This is a genomic window from Achromobacter sp. UBA2119 (assembly GCF_002331005.1).
Classification (GTDB): Bacteria; Pseudomonadota; Gammaproteobacteria; order Burkholderiales; family Burkholderiaceae_B; genus Achromobacter; species Achromobacter animicus.
Genome location: NZ_DCYD01000011.1, coordinates 1 through 23,008, shown reverse-complemented (window position 1 = coordinate 23,008; position 23,008 = coordinate 1). Strand labels below are relative to the sequence as shown.

Here is a 23,008-nt window from a genome sequence, read left to right as displayed (position 1 = left end):
ACGCGTTGCGGCGCGGCGCGGGCGCGAATGCCGGCCGCCGCGCCCCGCGGTCAACCAAAGAACCAGTAGCAGACGCCGATCGCGGCCAGCACGCCGGCAAGGTCGGCGATCAGCGCGCAGCCCACTGCATGGCGGGCGCGCAGGATCCCCACCGATCCGAAATACACCGCCAGCACGTAGAACGTGGTCTCGGTGCTGCCTTGCACCACCGCAGCCAGCAGCGCCGGGAAACTGTCCACGCCAAAGTGCGTCATGGTTTCCAGCATCATCGCGCGCGCCGCGCTGCCCGAGAACGGTTTGACCAGTGCAGTGGGCAACGCGTCCACAAACCGCGTGTCCCAGTTGGCCTGCGCGGCCACCCAGCGGATGCCGTCCAACAGGAAGTCCAGCGCGCCCGACGCGCGCAACACGCCCACGGCGCAAAGCATCGCCACCAGATAGGGCAGCAGGCTCTTGGCGATGTCGAACCCTTCCTTCGCGCCTTCGATGAAGGCCTCGTACACGGGCACCTTCTTCCAGGCGCCCACGATCAGAAACGCCAGCAGGATGCCGAACAGCGTCAGGTTGCCCAGCAGCGAGGACAGCGAGGCGATCGCCGCCGCCGACATGCTGGCCAAGAGCGCCATGAAGCCGCCCAGCACAAGCGCCGCTCCGCCCAGCCACAGCATGATGACGGGATCGGCCAGGCGCAGGCGCTGGCACAGCGCCACCGCCAGAAAGCCGGCCAGCGTGGACGCGCTGGTGGCCAGCAGGATGGGCAGAAATACCAGCGTGGGATCGGGCGCGCCCTGCTGCGCGCGGAACATGAACAGCGTGACGGGCAAGAGTGTCAGCGACGACGCATTGAGCACCAGGAACAGGATCTGCGCATTGGTGGCGGTGTCGGGTTTGGGGTTGAGCGATTGCAGCTCGCGCATGGCGCGCAGGCCGATGGGCGTGGCGGCGTTGTCCAGCCCGAGGCCATTGGCCGCAAAGTTCAGCGTGATCAGGCCGATGGCCGGATGATTGCGCGGCACCTCGGGCATCAGACGCGCGAACAGCGGTCCCAGCAACCGCGCCAGCTTTTCGACGAGGCCCGCGCCTTCGGCTATGCGCAGAAAACCGAGCCACAGCGTCAGCGTGCCAAACAGCAGCACCATCACTTCCACGGACACGCGCGCCATGTCGAACAGGCTGGCGACCATCTGGCGAAAGACCTCGGGATCTCCGATGACCAGCCAGCGGTACAGGGCGGCCGCGGCAGCGGTAAGGAAGAAGCCAAGCCAGAGTTTGTTCAGCATGCGGACGTGCCCGGACAGCGGTTGATTGCGCATCAGCGCGGCGACGCTCATTGTCGCAGAGTCGGTAAGCCGCAGCTTGGCCGCACGACGCCAATTCTGGTACTTTGCCCCGATACGTCTTGTAGCGAACCACAGGGGGACCCATGGATTTCAACGCCTGGCGCCGGCGCCGCATTTCGGAACCCGCATACCGCTGGGCCCGCAATGCATTGCCGGCCATGTCGGCCACCGAACGCGAAGCCATCGAAGCCGGCGACAGCTGGTGGGACGCCGACCTGTTCACCGGCAACCCCGACTGGCGCAAGCTCCTCGCCGTGCCGCCCGCGACGTTGACGTCCGATGAGCAACGATTCATCGACGGTCCCGTGAGGCAGCTTTGCGGCATGCTGGACGAATGGGACATCTCGTGGAACCGCCGCGATCTGCCGCCGCAGGTCTGGGAATTCCTGAAGGCGCAGCGCTTCTTCGGCATGATCATTCCGCGGCGCCATGGCGGCCTGGGCTTTTCGCCCTACGCACACTCCGAGGTCGTGCGCCGCATTTCCGCCTATTCCATCACCGCCGGCGTCACGGTCATGGTGCCGAATTCGCTGGGACCCGGTGAGCTGCTCATGCAGTTCGGCACGCAGGCGCAGCGCGATTACTGGCTGCCGCGGCTGGCCGACGGCCGTGAAGTCCCGTGCTTCGGCCTGACCAGTCCCGAAGCCGGATCGGACGCGGCTTCGATGGTCGATACCGGCGTCGTGTGCCGCCAGGTCGTGGACGGCCGAGAGCTCATCGGCATCCGCCTCAACTGGCACAAGCGCTACATCACGCTGGGGCCGGTGGCCACCGTGCTGGGGCTGGCGTTCAAGATGTCGGACCCCGACGGCATCCTGGGCGGCGCCAAGGACATCGGCATTTCCGTGGCGCTGGTCCCCACGGATGCGCCCGGCGTCGACATCGGCCGCCGCCACCTGCCTGCGATGCAGGTTTTCCAGAACGGGCCCAACTCGGGGCGCGACGTCTTCGTGCCGCTGGATGCGCTGATCGGCGGCGTGGAGCGCGCCGGGCAGGGCTGGCAGATGCTGATGAGCGCGCTGGCCGCCGGACGCGGCATTTCGCTGCCGTCGCTGTCGGCGGCCGCCGCGGCGATGTGCGCGCACACCACCGGCATGTACGCCCGGGTGCGCGAGCAGTTCGGCATACCGATCGGCAAATTTGAAGGCGTGCAGGAGCGGCTGGCCAGCCTGGCCGGCAACGCCTATCTGGTCGAGGCCGCGCGCCGCCTGACCTGCGCCGCGCTCAACCAGGGCGTCAAGCCCGCGGTCGTGTCCGGCATCATGAAATACCACGCCACCGAGCGCATGCGCACGTCGGTGAACGACGCAATGGACGTGCACGCGGGCCGCGCCGTCATGGATGGTCCCAGCAATTACCTCGGCTCGCTGTACCGCGCCGTGCCCATCGCGATCACGGTCGAGGGCGCCAACATCCTCACGCGTAATCTGATCATCTTCGGGCAAGGCGCCATCCGCGCCCATCCCTACCTGATGCCGGAGATCCTGGCGCTGGGCAATCCCGACGAGGAACGCGGCATCGAGGTCTTTCACGATGTCTTCTGGCGCCATCTGCGCCACGCGGGCATGAACACGCTGCGCGCGATTGGCCGCGCCTGGACGGGCGGCATGCTGGCGCCCGCGCCGGCCTCGGGACCGGTGGCAGGCCATTACCGGAGGCTGGGCCGGTATGCGTCGGGCTTTGCGCTGCTGGCGGACGCTACGCTGGCGCAGTTGGGCGGCGGCCTGAAGCGCCGCGAAATGATCTCTGCGCGGCTGGGCGACATCCTGTCCGAACTCTATCTGCTGTCCGCCGTGCTCAAACGCTGGGAAGACGAAGGCCGCAAGCACGATGACCTGCCGCTGGTGCGGTGGTGCATGGCGCAAGGCTACGCCAGCATCGAGAAAAGCATGGATCAGGTGCTGCGCAACTTGCCGGTCAAGGCGCTGTCGTGGGGCCTTCGGGCGGCCATTCTGCCCTTGCGGCTGGCCAAGGGCCCGGACGACGCGCTCACGCGCGAATGCGCCGAGCTGCTGCTCAAGCCGTCGCCCACGCATGTGCGGCTGGCGGCCGACCTGCAGCGCGAGCCCGGCGATGATCCGTTGGGCCTGTTGACCCGCGCCTTCGCGCTGGCCGACGCGGTGCAACCGATCCGCGACCGTCTGCGGCAGTCCAACGTGCGCGACTGGCGCGAGGCCCATCGGCGCGGGGCGATCACGGACGCGCAGGCGGCGCAGCTCGAAGCCGCGGAAGCGACCGTGCTGAAGGTATTGCAGGTGGATGATTTTGCGCCGGAGGCGCTGACGCCGCAGGGCGAAGGGGCGCCGGTTCGGGTGCAGGAGCAGGAGCAACCGGAGCCGCAGCAGCCGGCACCGCAGCAGCCGGCACCGCAGCAACCGGCACCGCAGCAACCGGCACCGCAGCAACCGGAGCCGCCGCAGCGACCGCCGCAATCACCGCAACCGCCGCAACAGGAGAACGAGCCCCCCGCTGCGGCAAAACCCGCCGATAACCCCTAGTCGTCCTGGTTCGGGTCCATGCCCGGAAACAGGATTTCAGTGAAGCCGAACTTCGTGAAATCCTGGATCCGGGACGGATACAGGCGCCCGATCAGGTGATCGCACTCGTGTTGCACGACGCGCGCATGAAAGCCCTCGGCTTCCCGTTCGATCAGCTGGCCGTACGGATCGCGGCCGCTGTAGCGGATGTGGCGGTAGCGCGGCACCAGGCCGCGCAGGCCGGGCACCGACAGGCAGCCTTCCCAGCCGTCTTCCATCTCGTCCGACAGCGGCGTGATGACCGGATTGCACAGGATCGTCTGCGGCACCGGCGGCGCGTCGGGATAGCGGTCGTTGCGGTCGAAACCGAAGATGACCAGTTGCAGGTCCACGCCGATCTGCGGCGCGGCCAGGCCCACGCCCTGCGCGGCCGCCATGGTCTCGAACATGTCGTCGATCAGGGCGTGCAGCTCAGGGGTGTCAAAACGATCCACGGGCGGCGCCACGCGCAGCAGCCGCGGGTCGCCCATTTTCAGGATGGGATGGATCATGGCCGGCGTCCGGGTCAGTCCTGGCGGTCTTTCTTCTGGATGAACTCGATCTTGTAGCCGTCGGGATCTTCCACGAAGGCGATGACCGTCTTGCCGTGCTTCATGGGGCCGGCTTCGCGGGTGACCTTGCCGCCGCGTTCCTTGACCTTGTCACAGGCTTCGTAGGCGTTGTCGACTTCGAGCGCGATGTGCCCGTAGCCGTTGCCCAGGTCGTACTTGTCGGTGTCCCAATTGTGGGTCAGTTCGATGACGGCGCCATCGACTTCATCCTGGTAGCCCACGAAGGCCAGCGTGAACTTGCCGTCCGGGTAATCGTTGCGGCGCAGAAGGCGCATGCCGAGCACGTTGGTGTAGAAGTCGATGGACTTGTCGAGGTTGCCGACGCGCAGCATGGTGTGGAGCAGACGCATGGGAAGTTTCCTTAAGCGATGAGGGGTTGGGGGAACAGCCGGGCATTTCCGGCGCGTTCCCGGGTGATTCCGATGTCGCGCAGCGCGCCGCCCATGGCGTCGACCGCCTGCCGCATCTGACTGGCGCCAAAGGCGCCGATGCAGCCGACCCGGAATGTGGGTTCTTCGGTGTTGGTGAAGTTGCTGATCACATACCCGCGCTGCTTGAGCGCGTCCACGAAGAGCTGCAGGTGCCAGGTCGGGGCGTCCGGCGCGCGGACGTTGACGACGATGGGACCTTGCAGCTCGGGCGGCAGGTACGGGGTCAGGCCGAGGTCGATCACGCCATCATAGAGCGTGCGCATGTTGGCGGTGTAGCGCGCCAGCCGAGCCTCGCGGCCTTCCTGGCGGAACAGTTCCAGCGCCACGGCCAGCGCCGCCAGCGTGGGCGCGGCGGGCGTGAAGCGGGGCCCGGCGTTGGGCGCGAGCGTGTGCTGATAGATGTCTGCCAGGTCGAGCGACCAGCTTCCGGCGTTGCCGCGCGCGGCGTCCAGGCTGTCGCGGCGCGCGACGACGAAGGCGGCGCCGGGCAGGCCTTCCAGGCATTTGTTCGCGGTCAGCACCACGGCGTCGACCGCGGGCAGGGCCCGCAGTTCGAGCGGCAGGGCCCCAAAGGCGGACACCGCGTCCACGATCACGCGGCGTCCCAGCGCATGGGCGATGCGCGCCAGATGAGGCACGTCGTGGCAGATGCCGCTGCCGGTTTCGCTGTAGACCAGCGCCACGTGCGTGAGTGTCGGGTCGCGTTCCAGCGCGTCGGCAACCGCTTGCGGATCCACGCGCTCGGTCGTGCCCACCGCAAGCGGCACGGCGACGCGGCCGGCCTCGCCGGCCAGTTTCTGCAGACGGGCCGCATAGGCGCCGGTGGACGGCGCCAGCACGCGGCCGCCGGGCGGCACGAAAGTCCGGATGGCGGCTTCGACCGCGAAATGGCCGCAGCCGGGCAGGGCCAGCGCCACGTGTTCGTCCGCGCCGGCTTGCGCAATGGCCAGCACGCCGTCGCAGACCTGCCGGTACAGGGTTCGGAAATCGTTGTCCCACGGCGCGTAGTCCTGCGCCATGGCGGCCTTCACCCGCGCATCGGTCGTGACCGGGCCCGGAATCAGCAGCAACATTTCGATTCTCCTTGGAGCGCGATAGACGCTGGTGTGCCCCGGTGCCTCAGAACTGAGGCAGCGAGGCGGGATCGTGACGCCGCAGGATATTCTTGGCGTCTTCGAAGTCGGGCAGGATCTGGCCCACTTCGCGCCAGAAGTCCTGACTGTGGTTCATCTCGCGCAAATGGGCAAGCTCGTGCGCGATGACGTAATCGATGATGGCGGGGGCGAAATGGATCAGGCGCCAGTTCAGCATGATGTTGCCGTCGCTGGTGCAGGAGCCCCAGCGGGTGGCGGCCGACGACAGGCGCCAGCGGCGTATCTTCAACCCGCTGATCTGCAGGAAGTGGGCCAGCCGCGTGCCGAACCAGGCGCCCGCGCGCTGTTGCAGCCAGGCTTGCGCTGCATCGCGGATGCGGCCCTGGTCGGCATTGGATGGCAGCGCCAGCCACAGCGTGTCGCCATCCTGCGGCGCATCGGCGTCGCCGGACAGATTGGCCTGGCGGCTGTCGCCGCCCACGCCGATGATGATGCGGCGGCCCAGATACGGGAGTTCGCCGCCTGCCTGCCAGCGCGTGTGCGCCATCGCAAGCTGCTGCTTGCGGGCATGCCATTCACGCAGCTTGGTCAGGATCCAGCGGGATTTCTCGCGCACGGCGTCGTCGATCTGCGTCAGCGTTACCCAGTTGGGGGCGGTGACGCGCAGGCCGTCGTCAGTGATGACGAAGCCGATGCTGCGCCGCCGTGAGCGCAGCAGCACGAAACCGATGGGTTGCTGTTCGGTGGGCACCTCGCGCCAGCGCGCGCCGGGCGGCAGCGGGTCAGGGCAGGGCGTAGGCACACGTGAGGCGGCGTTGGGAGACAGCGTCAGCAGCGGCTCGCCGGTGGCGGCGGGCGTCTTGGCGGCATCGGGAAACAGGTTGGCGGGCGTGACGGGCCGGGGAATGTCAGGACGGTGAGCCTGGGGCCCGGCGGACGGCGCCCGGGGGGCGGCCGTCGGCGTCGGCACGGCGATCAACGGCGGCGCGCCCGCGGGCGCGTCGTCTTCCTGCGTACCAAACAGGAGTTCTAGCTGATCAGTGCTGGGCATACCTTTCGGGGTTGAGACGCCGCATTTCCCCTTCGATCCAGTCCTGAACCTTCTGGTTCAGTTCTTCGGGGGTGAGACCCTTAGATTCTATCGCGGGACCGATCGACAGGGTGACCATGCCGGGATACTTGACGAAAGCGTTGCGGCGCCAGCATTCGCCGGCGTTGTGCGCCACGGGAATGACCACGGCGCCGGTGCGCGATGCGAGCAGCGCACCGCCCATCTTGAAACGCCCGGCCTGGCCCGGCGGCACGCGCGTGCCTTCGGGAAACAGCAGCGGCCAGCGGCCTTCGTTCAAACGGGTCTGGCCTTGCTTGACCACCTGTTCGAACGCGTCGCGGCCCTTGGCGCGGTCAATGGCGATCATGCGCAAGAGCGCCAGGCCCCACCCGAAGAACGGCACCATGTGCAGTTCTTTCTTGTAGACGAAGCAAACCTCGCGCGGCATGTAGGCCGGGAAGAACAGGGTTTCCCAGGCCGACTGGTGCTTGGACAGCAGCACCGCGGGGCCGTCGGGCAGGTTTTCCCAGCCCTTGACCTGCCAGCGGATGCCGCAGAAGACCTTGGCGCCCCAGATGGCCAGGCGGGGCCAGCCCACCGTGAGCTTGTAGCGCCAGTGCAGCGGCAGCGGCGCCCACAGGATGCAGGCGAAGGCGTACGGGATGACCGTGACGGCCAGGAACACGAAATACAGGAAGGAACGAAGCCGGGCCATCGGGTCACGCGTCCTGCAGCAAGGCGTCGGCCACGGCCGACAGGTCGTTGCAGACGCGCGTGTTGTCCGGCAGTCCGCCCTTGGCTTGCGTCTTGGCGCCGTTGCCCGTCAGCACCAGCCACGGCGAGCACCCGGCGGCCGACGAGGCCTGCAGGTCGCGCAGCGAATCGCCCACGGCCGGGACACCGGCCAGATCGATGTCGTAGCGGTGACCAATCTGCTCGAACATGCCGGGACGCGGCTTGCGGCAGGTGCAGTCGTCGTCGGGGCCGTGCGGGCACATGAAGATGGCATCGACGCTGCCGCCTACCGCGGCGAGCTCGCGTCGCATCTTGGTGTGGATGGCCGTCAGCGTGTCCATGTCGAACAGGCCGCGCGCCAAGCCCGATTGGTTGGTGGCAACCACCACCTTCCAGCCGGCCTGCGTGAGGCGCGCGATGGCCTGCAGGCTGCCCGGCAGCGCGATCCATTCGTCGGGCGTCTTGACGAAGGCGTCGCTGTCCTGATTGATGACGCCGTCGCGGTCGAGGATGATGAGCTTCACTGGGCGAGCCTGGAAATGTCGGCGACCTGGTTCATCAGGCCATGCAGTTGGGCCAGGAGGGCGAGCCGGTTGGCGCGCACGGCCGGGTCTTCGGCCATGACCATGACGTCGGCAAAGAACGCGTCGACCGGTTCGCGGGCCTGGGCCAGCGTGGACAGGCTGCCGGCGAAGTCGCCGTCGGCAAGCTGCGCCTCGGCCTTGGGACGCAGGGCGGCCACGGCGGTGGCCAGGGCCTTTTCGGCCGGCTCCACCAGCGCGGCGTCGTTCACCGCGCCGATCTCGCCTTCGGCCTTCTTGAGCAGGTTGCCGATGCGCTTGTTGGCGGCGGCCAGGCTGGCGGCCTCGGGCAGCTGCGCGAAGGCGGCGGCGGCGCGTACGCGCTCGGCCACCTGGTGCAGCGGCGGGGTCAGCGCGATCACGGCCTCGACGGCGTTGCGGTCGAAGTCGTTGATGAGCTGATTGCGATAGCGCTCATAAATGAAGGTGCGGACCTCGGCCAGCGTGTCGCCCGGAATCTTGTCCGCCGGGAACGTGCCGGCGGCCAGCTGCAGCAGGCCGTCCAGCGTCAGCGGACCGTTCTGGCTGATCTTCAGCCAGCCGCCCGCGGCCAGTTGTTCGAAGGCGCTGATCAGGCCCAACGCGGCGCGGCGCAGGCCGAAGGGGTCGCGTTCGCCGGTGGGGGCCAGGCCGATGGCCCAGATGCCGACCAGCGTTTCGACGCGTTCGGCGATGAACAGCGTGGCGGCGGTCAGGGTGTCCTGCGTCACCGGCGCGTCGTAGCGGTTGCGATACTGCGTGCGCAGGGCTTCGACGACGCTGGCGGGTTCGCCGTCGCCGGCGGCGTAGTACGCGCCCATGATGCCTTGCAGTTCGGGGAATTCACCGACCATGTTCGAACCGAGGTCGGCCTTGGCCAGCATGGCGGCGCGGTCGGCGGCGGACACGTCGCCGCCCAGTTCGCCGGCGATGCCGCGGGCGATCGCGCGCACGCGCTCGACGCGCTCGAGCTGGGTGCCCAGCTTGTTGTGATAGACGATGGAGCCCAACTGTTCGACACGCGCGGCCAGCGGCGTCTTGCGGTCGGTTTCAAAGAAGAACTGCGCGTCGGCCAGGCGCGGACGCACCACGCGCTGGTTGCCTTCGACGATGTTCACCGGATTGTCCGTGCGCATGTTGCTCACGATCAGGAAACGGTGCGTGAGACGGCCGGTTGCCGGGTCGAACAGCGGGAAGTATTTCTGGTTCAGCCGCATGGTCAGGATCAGGCATTCCTGCGGCACCTGCAGGAACTGTTCCTCGAACTGGCCCACGTAGACGGTGGGGTGTTCGACCAGCGCGGTCACTTCATCCAGCAACGCGGCCACTTCGGGGTCGTCGCCCAGCGTGGCGGACAGGCGGGTCGCCTCGTCCTGCAGCTGGCGCTGGATCTCGGCGCGGCGCGTCTCGAACGACGCCACGACGTGGCCATTTTCCGCCAGCGTGGCAACGTAGGCGTCGGCATCGGCGATGGCAACGGCGCCTTCGCTCATGAAGCGGTGGCCCAGGGTTTCGCGGCCGGCGGCCAGGCCCAGCGCCGACACCGGCACCACGTCCGCGCCGAACAGGGCGATCAGGCCATGCGCCGGGCGCACGAACTTGACGGTGGAGACGCCGTCGGCCAATTGGTAACGCATCACCTTGGGGATGGGCAGGCCGTCGATGGCGGCTTCGATGCCTTCCTGCAGGCCGGCGGCCAGCTGCGCACCCGCGGCCGTGCCGCGCGCCACCAGGTAGTCCTGCTTGCCGTCGGATTCACGGTCCAGCGTGGCGAGGTCGATGTTTTCAAGGCCCTTGGCGGCCAGCTTCTTTTGCAGTGCAGGCGTGGCCTTGCCGTCTTCGGTCAGGCCGATCTTCACGGGCATCAGCTTTTCGGCATAGGCCTGGTCAGGCGCCTGCGCCAGCACGGCGGACAGGTGGACGGCCAGGCGGCGCGGCGTCGAGTACGGCGTCACGGCGCAGCCTTCGGCCAGCAGGCCGTGGCGGTCCAGCGTGGCGCGCACGCCTTCGGCAAAGGCCTGGCCCAGCTTCTGCAGGGCCTTGGGCGGGAGTTCTTCGGTCAGCAGTTCGACCAGCAGCGGGCGGATGTTCGTCGTCATTTATGCAGCCTCCCCGGCGGCCTTGTCGCGGCCCAGCATGGGAAAGCCCAGTCGTTCGCGGGAATCGTAGTAGGCCTGCGCGACGGCGCGCGACAGGTTGCGGATGCGGCCGATGTAGGCGGCGCGCTCGGTCACGCTGATCGCGCCGCGCGCGTCCAGCATGTTGAAGGTGTGCGCGGCTTTCAGCGCGGCCTCGTAGGCCGGCAGCGCCAGCGGCACGTCCATCAGGCGCTTGGCCTCGGCTTCGTAGTCGTTGAAATGCGCAAACAGCATCTCGGCCGACGAGTGTTCGAAGTTGTAGGTGGATTGCTCGACTTCGTTCTGGTGGAACACGTCGCGGTACAGCACGCGGTTGCCGTTGGCGCCTTCCGTCCAGACCAGGTCGTACACGCTTTGCACGTCTTGCAGGTACATGGCCAGGCGTTCCAGGCCGTAGGTGATTTCACCGGTGGTGGGCGTGCAGTCCAGGCCGCCGACCTGCTGGAAATACGTGAACTGCGTCACTTCCATGCCGTTCAGCCAGACTTCCCAGCCCAGGCCCCAGGCGCCGAGCGTGGGGTTTTCCCAGTCGTCCTCGACGAAGCGGATGTCGTGCTGCGTGGGATCGATGCCCAGCGCCTTCAGCGAACCGATATACAGATCCAGGATTTCCGGGGGCGCGGGCTTGAGCACGACCTGGTACTGGTAGTAGTGCTGCAGGCGGTTGGGGTTCTCGCCGTAGCGGCCATCCTTCGGGCGGCGGGACGGCTGCACATAGGCAGCGCGCCAGGGCTCCGGGCCGATCGCGCGCAGGAACGTGGCCGTATGCGAGGTGCCGGCGCCGACTTCCATGTCGTAGGGCTGCAGCAGGGCGCAACCCTGTTTGTCCCAGTATTCCTGGAGCGTAAGGATGATTTGCTGAAAGGTGAGCATAGGATTCTTGGAATTCGGCCGCCGGGCAAAAACTGCCCTGCGCGTGGGAAACCCGGCATTTTAACTGGCCTGCGGCCGCAGCGGTCCCCGGTGGGGCCGTACCCGTTACATCTGAGGCTGAGGGCGTCCCCGAATCTGCCCCCGGTGGACACGCGCCGGCCTTTGCCTGCGCCCGCAAACCAATGGTCGTATGATTCCGGGTTGAGCCTGAGTCTTATATAAAACCCGGAACCCGATTCCGAGAAATTCGCGAAAAAGGAGCAGTCCCATGTCTGACCTGATCACGGTGGAAGTCACCGACGGCATCCAGATCATCACGATCAACCGTCCCGAGGCCAAGAACGCCATCAACCTGGAAACCGCCGTGGCCATGGCCGCCGCGCTGGACCAGCTGGACAGCCGTGACGACGTGCGCATCGGCATCCTGACGGGTGGCGGCGGCACGTTCTCGTCGGGCATGGACCTGAAGGCATTCGCCGCGTCCGGCCAGCGTCCTTACGTCGAAGGCCGCGGTTTTGCCGGCCTGAACGAACGCCCGCCCAAGAAGCCGCTGATCGCCGCCGTCGAGGGCTACGCCCTGGCGGGCGGTTGCGAAATGGCGCTGGCTTCCGACCTGATCGTGGCCGCCAGCAACGCCAAGTTCGGCCTGCCCGAGGTCAAGCGCGGCCTGGTGGCCGGCGCCGGCGGCCTCCTGCGCCTGCCGCGCCGCCTGCCGTACCACATCGCCATGGAAGTCATCCTGACCGGCGAAATGCTGAGCGCCGAACGCGCCCACGCCTTTGGCCTGGTCAACCGCCTGACCGAGCCGGGCGGCGCCCTGGCCGGCGCGCTGGAACTGGCCCGCGCCATCGTCGAGAACGGCCCGCTGGCTGTCCAGACCGCCAAGAGCATCGTCGCGCAAGGCGGCGACTGGGACCAGGAAGGCATGTTCGACCGCCAGCGCCCGCTGATCGCGCACATCTTCACTTCCGCTGACGCCAAGGAAGGCGCCACCGCCTTCGCCGAGAAGCGCAAGCCCGTGTGGCAAGGCAAATAGGGCGCCCAATACTTTCACCACGCGGCCGCTAGCCGGCCGCGTTTCACGTTTTCCCCCTCCAGACCTGCAAATCGCCATGTCCGTCATCATTAAAGAAGAAGACTTGATCCAGTCGATAGCCGATGGCATCCAGTTCATCAGCTATTACCACCCCGTCGATTACATCCGCCACCTGGCGCGCGCCTACGAGCGCGAGGAAAGCCCGGCCGCGCGCGATGCGATGGCGCAGATCCTGACCAACTCGCGCATGTGCGCCGAGGGCAAGCGTCCGCTGTGCCAGGACACCGGCATCGTCAACGTCTTCCTGAAGATCGGCATGAGCGTGCGCTTTGACACCAAGCGCTCCCTGCAGGAGCTCTGTGACGAAGGCGTGCGCCGCGGCTACCTGAATCCGGACAATCCGCTGCGCGCCTCCGTGCTGGACGACCCGCTGTTTGCGCGCAAGAACACGCGCGACAACACGCCCTGTATCCTGCACGTCGAGCTTGTCCAGGGTGACAAGGTCGACGTGCAGATCGCCTCGAAGGGTGGCGGTTCCGAGAACAAGACCAAGTTCGCCATGCTGAACCCCAGCGATTCGCTGGTGGACTGGGTGCTCAAGACCGTTCCGTCGATGGGCGCCGGCTGGTGCCCGCCCGGCATGCTGGGCATCGGCGTTGGCGGCACGGCCGAAAAGGCCATGCTGATGGCCAAGCAGTCGCTGATGGAAGACATCGACATGTATGAGCTGCTGGCCCGCGGCCCGCAGAACAAGCTGGAAGAGCTGCGCATCGAGCTCTACGAAAAGGTCAACGCGCTGGGCATCGGCGCCCAGGGCCTGGGCGGCCTGACGACCGTGCTGGACGTCAAGATCAGCACCTTCCCGACGCACGCGGCCTCCAAGCCCGTCGCCATGATCCCGAACTGCGCGGCCACGCGCCACGCGCACTTCGAGCTGGACGGCTCGGGTCCCGCGCGCCTGGATCCGCCGTCGCTGTCCGAATGGCCCGAAGTGCACTGGGCGCCGGACTACAACAAGTCCAAGCAGGTCGACCTGAACACGCTGACCAAGGAAGAAGTCGCCAGCTGGAAGCCGGGCCAGACCCTGCTGCTGTCGGGCAAGATGCTCACCGGCCGCGACGCCGCGCACAAGCGCATCCAGGACATGCTGGCCAAGGGCGAACCGCTGCCCGTGGACTTCACCAACCGCGTCATCTACTACGTGGGTCCGGTGGATCCGGTGGGCGATGAAGTGGTCGGCCCGGCAGGCCCCACCACCGCCACGCGCATGGACAAGTTCACGGACATGATGCTGGAGAAGACGGGCCTGATCTCGATGATCGGCAAGTCCGAGCGTGGCCCCGTCGCCATCGAAGCCATCAAGAAGCACGGCTCGGCTTACCTGATGGCCGTCGGCGGCGCTGCCTACCTGGTGTCCAAGGCGATCCGCGGCGCGAAGGTGCTGGGCTTTGCGGACCTGGGCATGGAAGCCATCTATGAGTTCGACGTGAAGGACATGCCCGTGACGGTGGCGGTCGACGCCCAGGGCACCTCGGTCCACACGACCGGCCCGAAGGAATGGCAGGCCAAGATCGGCAAGATCCCGGTTGCCGTTGCCTGAACGCCTTGACTGCATGAAGCCTGAATTGGCCGCTGGCAACAGCGGCCAATTTTTTTGACGGGTGTTTTTGACGAGTGCGCGGCGCACGCGGTGTATATACTCCGTCCGTCGTTCCGGGATAGTTCAGCGGCAGAACATTCGGCTCCAGTCCGGATAGGCGCTGGTTCGAATCCAGCTCCCGGATCCCTTCCTCTTTTCCAAGCGACGCAGCATGGATGACGCGCCGGATGCGCACGGGGCGGGTGGCGGCTATGCCGCGGCCATGCTCGCCAAAGCCTTCCTGACCCACGAAAACCACCCGAACCCCGCCGTGCGCGAGCGCGCGGCGGTACGCGTCGAACGCTGGCGCCAGGTGCTGGCGCATGCGCTGGACGGTTCGGCACACTATGGCTCCGCCACGCCGTTGCCCGGCATCCCCGACTGGGTGACGCTGGATGTCGCCACCGGTGGTTTTGCCACGGGGGATCTGCTCGCCGGTGGGCCGCTGACGCCCTATGAGCGCGAACTGGCCGCGTCGCTTTCCGGCATCACGCCGGGCAGCGAAAGGCGCGATCTCAATGCCTGGTTTCTCAGCGAGGCCGGCGTCGCGCATCTGCAAGACCGCCTGGCGCGCGGCGACTATCGCATCGAGGTGCCGGAAGAAGCCGCGCTGGCGGTAGTGGCGTGGCTGCTGGGTCAGGGCCTTGCCGATGCGGCGCGGGAACAGGTCGCGGTGGTCGCGCCGTTCTTCGACCGGCTGCGCTTCTTCCCCGCGCCCGGCCCGGCCGATGAGGCGTCAGGCGCCGACATCCATGTCAGCACGGCGGGCGACGTTGCTGCCCGCCTGTCCAATCTGCCCGCGCAGCCGCGCATCGCGGCGCAGCGCGCGGCCGTTCAAACTCTGCTGCCCATCTATGACCGCGCCGTCGCGCTGTTCCTTGAGACGGTCGAAGACGATTGGCCGTGCCGGCGTTACCCGCAGGATTGGCTTCAACGCGCTCAGGCGCTGACCAACGAGATCAATGCCGCGCAGGACAGCGGCCAGTTGCCGGCCGGCACGTCGCGCAGGCATCGTCATAAGCGCGAGCTCTTCGACCTGCTGGCGCAATGCGCACAGGACGCCGCCAGCCTGACCGGCAGGCAGGTCGGCCGCATACGCCGCATCATTGGCGATTTTTTGGCCGCGCATGGCGAGCCCGGGTCTGCCGAGCACGAGGCCCTGCGTCAACGTCAGCGCGAGGATGTTTCCGCGGTCGGACTCCATGAGATCGCGCGCCTGGTGGCCGCTCGCTTGCGGGATCATCCGCAGACGGACGGCGTGCGCGACCTGGCCCCGGTGCTGGCGCCGTTGAGCGCGACTGAAGCCGCAACGCTCCAATTGCCGCCGGGCGTGCAGGTGCCGGCGCCCATCGCGCGCCGTGCGCAGCGCTGCCAGAGCGGCACGCTGGCCGACCTGGTGACGCGGGAACTGATCACCTCCTCGGACTTCCTGGCGACGCTGACGCCGCAGATCACGTCGGGTCTGCAAAGCGGCGGCTTTGCCGATGCCGCATTGCGCACGCTCTACAGCGCTTGTTATCGCGCGTTTCGCCGGCGCCGATCACTACTCCTGGTCAATCTTGAACGGCAGGCCTCGTTCGACCGGTTGCCCTGGATCGCGGCCCTGGAGAATCTGCGGCATCCCGCGCGGCAGGATGCCGACGCGGCGCGCGCCGCGCTGACGGAAATCGCGGAACTCGCGCTGGCGTCATTTCCGCATGCGCCCGTGCCGAACAAGCTGCTGCAGGAACTGCATGCGCTTGCCGAGCGCGCGCAATGGTCGCTGCCGCTGGTGGATGAGGTGGCGGCGGACATCTTCATGGGGCGATTCGGACGCAAGTTCCAGGAGGCGGCGCAATGCGCGGCGGCGCTGCTCGGCGACTGTCTGTACACCCGCTACTTCGACATCGACGCCCGCCAGGTGCTGGCGTTGCCGTTGCCGCGCACATCACGTGGCCAGGACGCCGGCGCCGATGCGTTCGACCGGCTTTGCATCACGCGCGCCGGCGTACAGCCAGGATTCGGCCAGGTGGGCGCCAACGGCATGGTCATCGAGCAGCAGCAGATCCTGACGACGCAGAATCTTGCCGTGCTGGTGAAGGGCGCAGGGCTGGATGAGAGGCTGCGTGACCAGTACGGCCGCATGGCGATGGCCGCCTTCGAATGGATCTGCGCGCGCCATCAGATGAAGATCCACGATTGGCACGCGTGTGTGCGGATGACCCGCAACACCGCCTACGCATGGCGGCAGGTGCTGTTCTTTCTGACGATGCTGCCGCAGGGGGCGCAGGCCGCGACGATCGCCGCAATGGATGCGCATTTCCGGGCGCAGAGCAGGGCGTTTCGCGATCGCTTCGAACCCGTGATTCGCGGCCTGCACGTGGCGGCAGGCGGCCAGCGGCTGCCGCAGCAAGACGCCGGCCCGCAAGGCGCGCGCGTGTTTCGAGGCTGGTTCAACACGCGCCACTGGCTGCTCGACGGCATGCACTGAGCCGCGCGGCGATGCCGGGGGTGACGCCGCAGCGTGCTGCAGCGCCTCCCCAGCCTACTTCCGAAACGCCGCGATGGCCTCCGCCGACTTGCCCAGCACGTCGCGCAGCACTTCCTCGGTATGCTCGCCCAGCATCGGTGGCGCGCGGCGGTACACGACGGGAGAATCCGAAAACCGCAGCGGACTGGCCGTCACGGGCGCCACGCCGCCCGCCGGATGCGGCATGTCGCGACGCAGCTGCCGCGCCTGCGCCTGCGGGTGCGCAAACGCCTGAGCGATGTCGTTGATCGGCCCGCATGGCACACCCACTGCTTCCAGCTTGGCAATCCAGTCATCACGCCGGCCTTCGCGCATGATGTCCGTCAGGATGCCGATCAGCTCCACGCGGTTGGTGACGCGCAGCCGGTTCGTGGCAAAGCGCGGATCGTCGCCCAGCTCCGGCATACCGATGGCGCGGCAGTAGGCGCGGTACTGCGATTCGTTGCCCGTGGCGACGATCAGGTGGCCGTCGCTGGCCGCAAACACCTGATAGGGCACCACATTCTGATGCGCGTTGCCGGCGCGCGTGGGCGCCACGCCCGAGTTGAAGTAGTTGGAGTTCTGGTTCGCCAGCAGGGCCACGTGGCTATCCAGCAGCGCAATGTCCAGATGCTGGCCCTGACCGCTGCGATGACGCTCCTGCAGGGCCGCCAGCACCGCTACGGTGGCGTACATGCCGGTCACGATGTCGGTGACCGCCACGCCCGCCTTCTGCGGCCCGCCGCCCGGCAGGTCGTCGCGCTCGCCCGTGATGCTCATCAGCCCGCCCATGCCCTGGATCATGAAGTCGTAGCCGGGCCGCTGCGCAAACGGACCATCCTGGCCGAAGCCGGTGACCGAGCAATAGATGAGGCGCGGGTTGATGGCTTTCAGGCTTTCATAATCCAGCCCGTACTTGGCCAGTCCGCCCACCTTGAAGTTCTCGACCAGAATGTCGCTGACCGCCGCCAGTTCGCGAATCAGCGCCGCGCCTTCGGACGTGGCCATGTCGGCTTCGACCGAGCGTTTGTTGCGGTTGGCGCTGAGGTAATACGCCGATTCGTTGGTGTCCTGGCCGTTCCCGTCCTTTAAAAAGGGTGGTCCCCAAGCGCGGGTGTCGTCGCCGACGCGCGGGCGTTCGATCTTGATGACGTCGGCGCCCAGGTCGGCCAGGTTCTGCGTGCACCACGGGCCGGCCAGGATGCGCGACAGGTCCAGCACGCGGATGCCGTCAAGCGGAGGCGGGCGCGTCATGATTGCACCGTCGCGGTGCCGTGGCTCATGACCACGATGCCGCGCTCTTTCGCGCGCGCAATGAAGCGGATCTGGCCATCCGGCATACGCCACATGTCGCACTGCAGCGTCTCGCCCGGATAGACGGGCGCCGAGAACCGCGTATTCAGGCTGGTGAGCCGCGCCGCGTCGTAGTCGCAGAAGGTCTTGACGATGGCATGCGCGGCCACGCCGTACGAACACAAGCCGTGCAGGATGGGCCGGGGATAACCCGCCTGGCGCGCGACCTCCGGGTCTGCGTGCAGCGGATTGCGGTCGGCGTTCAGGCGATACAGCAGCGCCGCGCTGGACGGAATGCGCAGCTCGCAGCGCAGTTCCGGGTCGCCATCGGGCGCGGCGGGCAGGGCCTCGGGGCTGGCATCGCCGTCGCCGAATCCGCCATCCCCGCGGCAGAACGTGCTGGAGCGCAGCGTGGCCAGGCATTGCCCGTCTTCGTCGTGCAGCGTGCGTTCGCTGACGATGATGGCGCCCTTGTCCGCACCCTTGTCGATCACGTGCGTGTTGCGCGTCCTGCCGGTGACGACGCCCGACACCGGCAGCGGCGCGTGCAACGTCAGCCGCTGCTCGCCATGCACCACTTTCACCCAGTCCACCGTCGAGCGCGGGTCGCTCACCCAGAAGCCCGGGTAGCCGAGGATCACGCTCATCGTCGGGAACGCGCGCAGGTCCTTTTCGTACACGTAGCGCAACTGTCCCGCGTCTTCCGGATCCTGTCCCAGGCCGATGCCCAGCGCATACAGCATCGTGTCCTTCTGTTCATAACGCTGACGCACATCGTCAAAGCGCCAGTCCTTCACGGTTGCATAGTCCAACGGCATGTGGCGGCCTCAGATGGGATCCCAATCGATCACGTCGGGCGAACGCTCCAACGCGTAGAAGTGCTTGCGCATCGCGGGCGCGGCGATCTCGGCGATGCGCTCCGGCGTCCAGCCTTCGCTGTGATGCACCGTGCGCAGCGGGCGGGGCTGGCTCATCAGCATGATCTCGTTCGCGCGCACGGCAAAGATCTGCGCCGTGATCTCGCTGGCCGCGTCGCTGGCCAGAAACACGGCCATCGGCGCCACCTTGCCGGCCTCCATCTTTTTCAGCTTCTCGACGCGCGCCTTTTCTTCGTCGGTCTCCGCCGGAATGGAGCTCGTCATGCGGCTCCAGGCAAACGGCGCGATGCAGTTGGACCGCACGTTGTAGCGCGCCATGTCCAGCGCAATCGACTTGGACAACGCGACGATGCCCAGTTTGGCGGCCGCATAGTTGGCCTGGCCGAAATTGCCGATCAGCCCCGAGGTGGACGTCATGTGCACGAAGGCGCCAGACTCCTGTTCACGAAAGTAGGGCGCCGCCGCGCGGCTCATGTAGAACGAGCCGTTCAGGTGCACGTCGATCACCTGCCGCCATTCCTCTTCGCTCATCTTGTGGAAAACCCGGTCGCGCAGGTTGCCCGCGTTGTTGATCACGGCGTCCACCCGGCCGAATGCATCGATCGCCGTCTGCACGACGCGGCTGGCGCTGTCGTACGCGGCCACGCTGTCGGTGTTGGCGACGGCTTGGCCACCCGCCTCCACGATTTCCTTCACGACCGCCTGCGCGGGACCGTCCGCGCCGCCTTCGCCGGTCAGCGACACGCCGATGTCGTTCACCACGACCTTCGCGCCCGCCTCGGCCATTGCCAGCGCCACGCTGCGGCCGATGCCACCGCCCGCGCCCGTCACGATCACCACCTTTCCGGATACCAAGCCGCTCATTGCTTCTGACTCCTGTGCTGCGGCGCGCACGCCGTCTGTGGAAAACAGTTCCGCATCAACCCGTCTGGTTCATGGGCATGGCCTCATGGTAGATTCGACCCGGCATTCGAAGAATTCAAAATTAGAAATGCCCCCCTTCTGCGTGGTGGAACATGAGACATGATCTGACGGACCTGCGTTTGTTCTTGAACGTGGGCGAAACACTCAATCTGACCCGTGCTGCGGAACGCACTTTCCTGTCCTTGCCTGCGGCAAGCGCGCGGGTCAAGCACATGGAAGAGGCATTCAAGGCCCGTCTGCTGGTGCGCATGGCCACAGGCGTCGCGCTCACGCCGGCAGGCGAGGTGCTGCTCAAGCACGCCAATGCCGTCTTCCGCCAGCTTGAATGCCTGAACGCCGATCTGCAGCCCTACGCCAGCGGCCTGAAAGGCCGCCTGCGCCTGCTGGCCAACACCACCGCCACCAACTCCTTCCTGGCCGATGCGCTGTCCACGTTCCTGGCGGAGAACCCCGACGTCGACGTCGAGCTCGAGGAAAAAATCTCCGGCGATATCGTCATCGCGATCCGCGCGGGCGCCGGCGACCTGGGCCTTGTCGCCGGCAACATCGACGTCGAGGGCCTGGACGTCACGCCGCTGTTCCGCGACGAACTCACCGTAGTCACATCGCTGGACCATCCGCTGGTCGCACAGAAGACCGCGCATTTCGCCGACCTTGTGGACGCCTACCAGTTCGTCGGCATCCACCCGGACAGCGCGATCCAGACCTTCCTCGAAGACATCGCCAGCGGCCTGGGCAAGCGCATCTGCCAACGCGTCCACGTAGGCAGCTTTGAAGCCGTGTGCCGCATGGTCGAGGCCGGCGCAGGCATCGCCGTTGTGCCGCGCGCGTGCGCGGCGCGCTACAGCCGCCCTGATTTCCTGCACGTGTTGAAACTGGATGACCCCTGGGCGCTGCGAGATCGCCTGCTGTGCCGCCAGCGCGGCCGCGACCTGCCCAGCTTCGCCGAGTGCTTCATCGGCCACGTGCAACGCGCCGCACGCGGGCAGTAGGGGGCTGCGACAGACAGGACGCCTGCAGCCAATCGCGCCTGCAACAGATAAGGCGTCCGCCACCCATGGCAGCCCGCGTCGTCGTCGAGCGCTTGCGACGCTGAAACGCCCGCGGTCGATCACCTGAATGCACCGGGTCGGGGTTTGCCCTGATCAGAATGTCCTAGCCCGTGTGCCGTAGCCCGGCCGCACCGCGAGATCGCCGGGCGTGCAGTCCGTCTTTCCGGCAGCGCGAAAGAGGGGCTTTTGCAAATACGTAGCGGCGTCGATCCGCATTCGGCAAATAATAAAAAACAGCGGCGGGCGGCAGCACGCGATGTCCAGCCGTGACCAGAACAAAACTCAGGAGACTGCCGTGATTCATCAAGACCGCCGCCGCGTCCTCGCGGGGCTGGGCGCAGCCTGCGCCGCCGCCATGCTTCCATCCTGGGCCCGCGCCGCCACCTGGCCGGGCCACGCCGTCACCTTCATCGTTCCCTTTCCCGCCGGCGGCCCCGTCGACACCACCGCACGCTTCACGACGCAGCCCCTCGGCCAGCTCTGGTCCGTGCCCACCGTCGTCGACAACAAGTCAGGCGCCGGCGGCATCGTCGGCGCCCAGTTCGCCGCGAAAGCAGAGCCCGACGGCTACAACTTCTTCTTCGCCTCCATCCACCACGCAGTCCTTCCCAGCCTGCGCAACAACCTCAGCTACGACATCACCACCGACTTCGTGCCAGTAGGCATGGCCGCGGTATTCCCCATCGTCCTCGTCGTCAACGCATCGCTGCCCGTCAACACCGTCAGCGAACTCATCGCCTACGCCAAACAGAACCCCGGCAAACTGTCCTTCAGTTCCTCCGGCACCGGCGGCGGCACGCACCTGGCCGGCGAACTCTTCAACGCCATGGCCGGCGTGCGCATCCAGCACGTCCCATACCGCGGCAGCGCACCCGCCATGCAAGACCTGCTCGGCGGCCAGGTGCAAGTCATGTTTGCAGACGGCCCCTCCGCCGTCCCCCACCTCAAAGGCGGCAAGATCCGCGCGCTGGGCGTCGGCAACCCCACACGATCCAGCATGGTCCCCGACATCCCAACCATCGCCGAATCGGGCCTGCCCGGCTACGAAGCCTACTCTTGGAGCGGTGTCATGGCGCCCAAAGGCACCCCGCCCGACATCGTCAAGCGCATCAACGCGGACATGGTGAAGGTCCTGTCGAACGACAGCACCGCAAAGGCAATGATCGCCGCCGGCGCGGAACCCAAGCCGGGTTCACCCGAGGAATTCGGAAAATTCGTGCGCGACGAAATCGCAAAGTGGCGCGACCTGATCAAGGCCGCGAACATCAAGCTGGAGTGATCCAGTCGGAATCGTGAAGATCAGCGTGAACCGGGCTGGTCGGCATTGCCGACATCAACCGAGGAGTGACCTGACGCAGCGCGCGATTGCGCATCAGGTCACTCGCGCAAACGCGATGGTAATCAGCGCACCGCGAACCAGTTGCCAGACAAACTGCCGTTCATGCCGCAAAACGGCGGCCCAAAGCCTTCATTCTTCGCACCGGCAGGCGGCGTCTCAACCGTCACCAGCACCGCACCGCGGCGCTTGAGCGTCAGCGACCAGGGCGGTCCATCCTGATAGATCACCGTCAGCGTGTCGCCCGACACAATGCCCCGGCCGCTCAAATCGCAAACCCAGTTCCCGCTATACGGCCGCGCCGAATTCGCCGCCACCAGAAACTCGCCACGCGAATTCTGCGTAACCTCGATCTCGCCCTCGATGTTCCTCCACTTGCCAACAAATCCGTCGGCCGGCTTGGGATTGATCGCTTTCAGAAACTCCAAGCGATATCGCATGGTGTCGGTAAGCGCCTGGAAAGGCGTGCTCTGCACGTAGGGCTCTGCATACGCTCTGTCGCGCACGCCCAGAAAGTACTTCTGATCGGCAACCAACGCCTTGGCCGCCTCGGCATCCAGTTGATCGCGCACGGCTTTGTATTGCTGCGCAATGGCAGCGTCCTGATCCCCCAACCGCGAATTGCCGCAAAGAGACTTCTCAACCGGCGTGGAAGCCTTGGCGCAATTGAACGAGGGCGCGGCCACAACACTGCCAGCCATCGCCAGCGAAGCCGAAAGGACCAGATATCGAATCATGGTGTGAAGCTCTCCAGAGGATGTACAAGTCCGGCCGCCAACCGGCGCCGCATGACCGCGCAGTTTACCGGTGTTGCCGTCATGTCGGAGAGGGTGTCTGACACCAGAGTGAAACACTCACCGCAAGCGCGAAGCGTCATCCACAAACGCAAGACACCGCGTAAGCGCCCGGAGGCCGCCCGCGCGGCCAACCGGCCGCGGGCCCCGCAAGACGCTCCAACCCCGCGCAAGCGCAGCCAAGAACCTTAAGAACTCAACCCGCCCCAGCGCCCGCCAAGCTGAAACCACCCGAGCCCGACGCCGTGCCGGGCGTCA

General features: G+C 66.9%; 19 protein-coding genes and 1 tRNA gene. 7 read left to right on the top strand and 13 right to left on the bottom strand.

Annotated elements, in window-relative coordinates; genetic code table 11:
- Nucleotides 1–50: 50 nt before the first annotated feature.
- Nucleotides 51–1,280 carry a nucleoside recognition domain-containing protein gene (locus B3098_RS10185; protein ID WP_286896049.1) on the bottom strand — a complete coding sequence of 410 codons (1,230 nt, stop codon included), beginning with the start codon at nucleotides 1,278–1,280 and terminating at the stop codon, nucleotides 51–53.
- A 143-nt stretch (nucleotides 1,281–1,423) separates the two neighbouring features.
- On the opposite strand from B3098_RS10185, the gene B3098_RS10180 reads away from it, so the two are divergent.
- Nucleotides 1,424–3,838: an acyl-CoA dehydrogenase gene (locus B3098_RS10180; protein WP_286895760.1), complete on the top strand. Its 2,415-nt coding sequence runs from the start codon at nucleotides 1,424–1,426 to the stop codon at nucleotides 3,836–3,838.
- Here the strand turns inward: B3098_RS10180 and def are convergent.
- The 8 genes from def to glyQ are packed head-to-tail and all read right to left on the bottom strand — an operon-like array spanning nucleotide 3,835 to nucleotide 11,310.
- Entirely contained in the window at nucleotides 3,835–4,368 is a 534-nt protein-coding gene (gene def / locus B3098_RS10175) for a peptide deformylase (RefSeq protein WP_152383492.1), read from the bottom strand. The two genes, B3098_RS10180 and def, sit on opposite strands and share 4 nt — an antisense overlap.
- 14 nt (nucleotides 4,369–4,382) lie before the next feature.
- A complete protein-coding gene (gene gloA / locus B3098_RS10170) occupies nucleotides 4,383–4,778 on the bottom strand; it encodes a lactoylglutathione lyase (RefSeq protein ID WP_063955180.1) in 396 nt (131 codons plus the stop codon).
- 11 nt (nucleotides 4,779–4,789) lie between these two features.
- Nucleotides 4,790–5,932 (bottom strand): 2-aminoethylphosphonate--pyruvate transaminase, encoded by a 1,143-nt coding sequence (locus tag B3098_RS10165; RefSeq protein ID WP_286895755.1) that lies wholly within the window; start codon nucleotides 5,930–5,932, stop codon nucleotides 4,790–4,792.
- A gap of 46 nt (nucleotides 5,933–5,978) precedes the next feature.
- Entirely contained in the window at nucleotides 5,979–7,004 is a 1,026-nt protein-coding gene (locus tag B3098_RS10160) for a M48 family metallopeptidase (RefSeq protein WP_279975728.1), read from the bottom strand.
- Nucleotides 6,991–7,719: a lysophospholipid acyltransferase family protein gene (locus tag B3098_RS10155; RefSeq protein ID WP_175138872.1), complete on the bottom strand. Its 729-nt coding sequence runs from the start codon at nucleotides 7,717–7,719 to the stop codon at nucleotides 6,991–6,993. Before B3098_RS10155 ends, B3098_RS10160 begins: the two co-directional genes overlap by 14 nt.
- A gap of 4 nt (nucleotides 7,720–7,723) precedes the next feature.
- Nucleotides 7,724–8,263, bottom strand: coding sequence for a D-glycero-beta-D-manno-heptose 1,7-bisphosphate 7-phosphatase (gene gmhB, locus B3098_RS10150; RefSeq protein ID WP_175123306.1), 540 nt, complete (start codon nucleotides 8,261–8,263; stop codon nucleotides 7,724–7,726).
- Complete coding sequence (glyS, locus tag B3098_RS10145) at nucleotides 8,260–10,398, bottom strand: glycine--tRNA ligase subunit beta (RefSeq protein ID WP_349677732.1); 2,139 nt, start codon at nucleotides 10,396–10,398, stop codon at nucleotides 8,260–8,262. Before glyS ends, gmhB begins: the two co-directional genes overlap by 4 nt.
- Entirely contained in the window at nucleotides 10,399–11,310 is a 912-nt protein-coding gene (gene glyQ, locus B3098_RS10140) for a glycine--tRNA ligase subunit alpha (protein WP_062683440.1), read from the bottom strand.
- 268 nt (nucleotides 11,311–11,578) lie between these two features.
- Between glyQ and B3098_RS10135 the strand changes: the two genes are divergently transcribed.
- The 4 genes from B3098_RS10135 to B3098_RS10120 all read left to right on the top strand — a co-directional run bounded on the left by B3098_RS10135 (nucleotide 11,579) and on the right by B3098_RS10120 (nucleotide 16,455).
- Complete coding sequence (locus tag B3098_RS10135) at nucleotides 11,579–12,346, top strand: crotonase/enoyl-CoA hydratase family protein (protein ID WP_056569111.1); 768 nt, start codon at nucleotides 11,579–11,581, stop codon at nucleotides 12,344–12,346.
- Nucleotides 12,347–12,422: 76 nt separating this feature from the next.
- Complete coding sequence (locus B3098_RS10130) at nucleotides 12,423–13,946, top strand: fumarate hydratase (protein WP_286895748.1); 1,524 nt, start codon at nucleotides 12,423–12,425, stop codon at nucleotides 13,944–13,946.
- Nucleotides 13,947–14,058: 112 nt separating this feature from the next.
- Nucleotides 14,059–14,130: transfer RNA gene (locus B3098_RS10125), tRNA-Trp, on the top strand.
- Nucleotides 14,131–14,157: 27 nt separating this feature from the next.
- Nucleotides 14,158–16,455 carry a hypothetical protein gene (locus tag B3098_RS10120; RefSeq protein WP_286895744.1) on the top strand — a complete coding sequence of 766 codons (2,298 nt, stop codon included), beginning with the start codon at nucleotides 14,158–14,160 and terminating at the stop codon, nucleotides 16,453–16,455.
- A 54-nt stretch (nucleotides 16,456–16,509) separates the two neighbouring features.
- Here B3098_RS10120 and B3098_RS10115 read toward each other — a convergent pair whose 3' ends face one another.
- Genes B3098_RS10115 through B3098_RS10105 form a run of 3 tightly spaced genes read right to left on the bottom strand, consistent with a single transcriptional unit; the run spans nucleotide 16,510 to nucleotide 19,508 of the window.
- On the bottom strand, nucleotides 16,510–17,727 hold the full coding sequence (locus B3098_RS10115; protein WP_286895742.1) for a CaiB/BaiF CoA transferase family protein: 1,218 nt from the start codon (nucleotides 17,725–17,727) through the stop codon (nucleotides 16,510–16,512).
- Nucleotides 17,724–18,584 carry a MaoC/PaaZ C-terminal domain-containing protein gene (locus tag B3098_RS10110; RefSeq protein WP_286895740.1) on the bottom strand — a complete coding sequence of 287 codons (861 nt, stop codon included), beginning with the start codon at nucleotides 18,582–18,584 and terminating at the stop codon, nucleotides 17,724–17,726. The genes B3098_RS10115 and B3098_RS10110 overlap by 4 nt, the downstream gene beginning before the upstream one ends.
- Nucleotides 18,585–18,593: 9 nt before the next feature.
- Complete coding sequence (locus B3098_RS10105; protein WP_175138867.1) at nucleotides 18,594–19,508, bottom strand: SDR family NAD(P)-dependent oxidoreductase; 915 nt, start codon at nucleotides 19,506–19,508, stop codon at nucleotides 18,594–18,596.
- A gap of 152 nt (nucleotides 19,509–19,660) precedes the next feature.
- Between B3098_RS10105 and B3098_RS10100 the strand changes: the two genes are divergently transcribed.
- Nucleotides 19,661–20,560: a LysR substrate-binding domain-containing protein gene (locus B3098_RS10100; protein ID WP_286895738.1), complete on the top strand. Its 900-nt coding sequence runs from the start codon at nucleotides 19,661–19,663 to the stop codon at nucleotides 20,558–20,560.
- A gap of 316 nt (nucleotides 20,561–20,876) precedes the next feature.
- Nucleotides 20,877–21,899 (top strand): Bug family tripartite tricarboxylate transporter substrate binding protein, encoded by a 1,023-nt coding sequence (locus B3098_RS10095; protein ID WP_414631268.1) that lies wholly within the window; start codon nucleotides 20,877–20,879, stop codon nucleotides 21,897–21,899.
- A gap of 122 nt (nucleotides 21,900–22,021) precedes the next feature.
- Here the strand turns inward: B3098_RS10095 and B3098_RS10090 are convergent, their stop codons facing one another.
- Nucleotides 22,022–22,693 (bottom strand): lysozyme inhibitor LprI family protein, encoded by a 672-nt coding sequence (locus tag B3098_RS10090; protein ID WP_286895736.1) that lies wholly within the window; start codon nucleotides 22,691–22,693, stop codon nucleotides 22,022–22,024.
- Nucleotides 22,694–23,008: the final 315 nt, after the last annotated feature.

Coding starts and splice junctions, on each gene's coding strand:
- B3098_RS10185 (WP_286896049.1), bottom strand. CDS start 1,280: ATGCTGAACAAACTCTGGCTTGGCTTCTTCCTTACCGCTGCCGCGGCC.
- B3098_RS10180 (WP_286895760.1), top strand. CDS start 1,424: ATGGATTTCAACGCCTGGCGCCGGCGCCGCATTTCGGAACCCGCATAC.
- def (WP_152383492.1), bottom strand. CDS start 4,368: ATGATCCATCCCATCCTGAAAATGGGCGACCCGCGGCTGCTGCGCGTG.
- gloA (WP_063955180.1), bottom strand. CDS start 4,778: ATGCGTCTGCTCCACACCATGCTGCGCGTCGGCAACCTCGACAAGTCC.
- B3098_RS10165 (WP_286895755.1), bottom strand. CDS start 5,932: ATGTTGCTGCTGATTCCGGGCCCGGTCACGACCGATGCGCGGGTGAAG.
- B3098_RS10160 (WP_279975728.1), bottom strand. CDS start 7,004: ATGCCCAGCACTGATCAGCTAGAACTCCTGTTTGGTACGCAGGAAGAC.
- B3098_RS10155 (WP_175138872.1), bottom strand. CDS start 7,719: ATGGCCCGGCTTCGTTCCTTCCTGTATTTCGTGTTCCTGGCCGTCACG.
- glyS (WP_349677732.1), bottom strand. CDS start 10,398: ATGACGACGAACATCCGCCCGCTGCTGGTCGAACTGCTGACCGAAGAA.
- glyQ (WP_062683440.1), bottom strand. CDS start 11,310: ATGCTCACCTTTCAGCAAATCATCCTTACGCTCCAGGAATACTGGGAC.
- B3098_RS10135 (WP_056569111.1), top strand. CDS start 11,579: ATGTCTGACCTGATCACGGTGGAAGTCACCGACGGCATCCAGATCATC.
- B3098_RS10130 (WP_286895748.1), top strand. CDS start 12,423: ATGTCCGTCATCATTAAAGAAGAAGACTTGATCCAGTCGATAGCCGAT.
- B3098_RS10120 (WP_286895744.1), top strand. CDS start 14,158: ATGGATGACGCGCCGGATGCGCACGGGGCGGGTGGCGGCTATGCCGCG.
- B3098_RS10115 (WP_286895742.1), bottom strand. CDS start 17,727: ATGACGCGCCCGCCTCCGCTTGACGGCATCCGCGTGCTGGACCTGTCG.
- B3098_RS10110 (WP_286895740.1), bottom strand. CDS start 18,584: ATGCCGTTGGACTATGCAACCGTGAAGGACTGGCGCTTTGACGATGTG.
- B3098_RS10105 (WP_175138867.1), bottom strand. CDS start 19,508: ATGAGCGGCTTGGTATCCGGAAAGGTGGTGATCGTGACGGGCGCGGGC.
- B3098_RS10100 (WP_286895738.1), top strand. CDS start 19,661: ATGAGACATGATCTGACGGACCTGCGTTTGTTCTTGAACGTGGGCGAA.
- B3098_RS10095 (WP_414631268.1), top strand. CDS start 20,877: ATGTCCAGCCGTGACCAGAACAAAACTCAGGAGACTGCCGTGATTCAT.
- B3098_RS10090 (WP_286895736.1), bottom strand. CDS start 22,693: ATGATTCGATATCTGGTCCTTTCGGCTTCGCTGGCGATGGCTGGCAGT.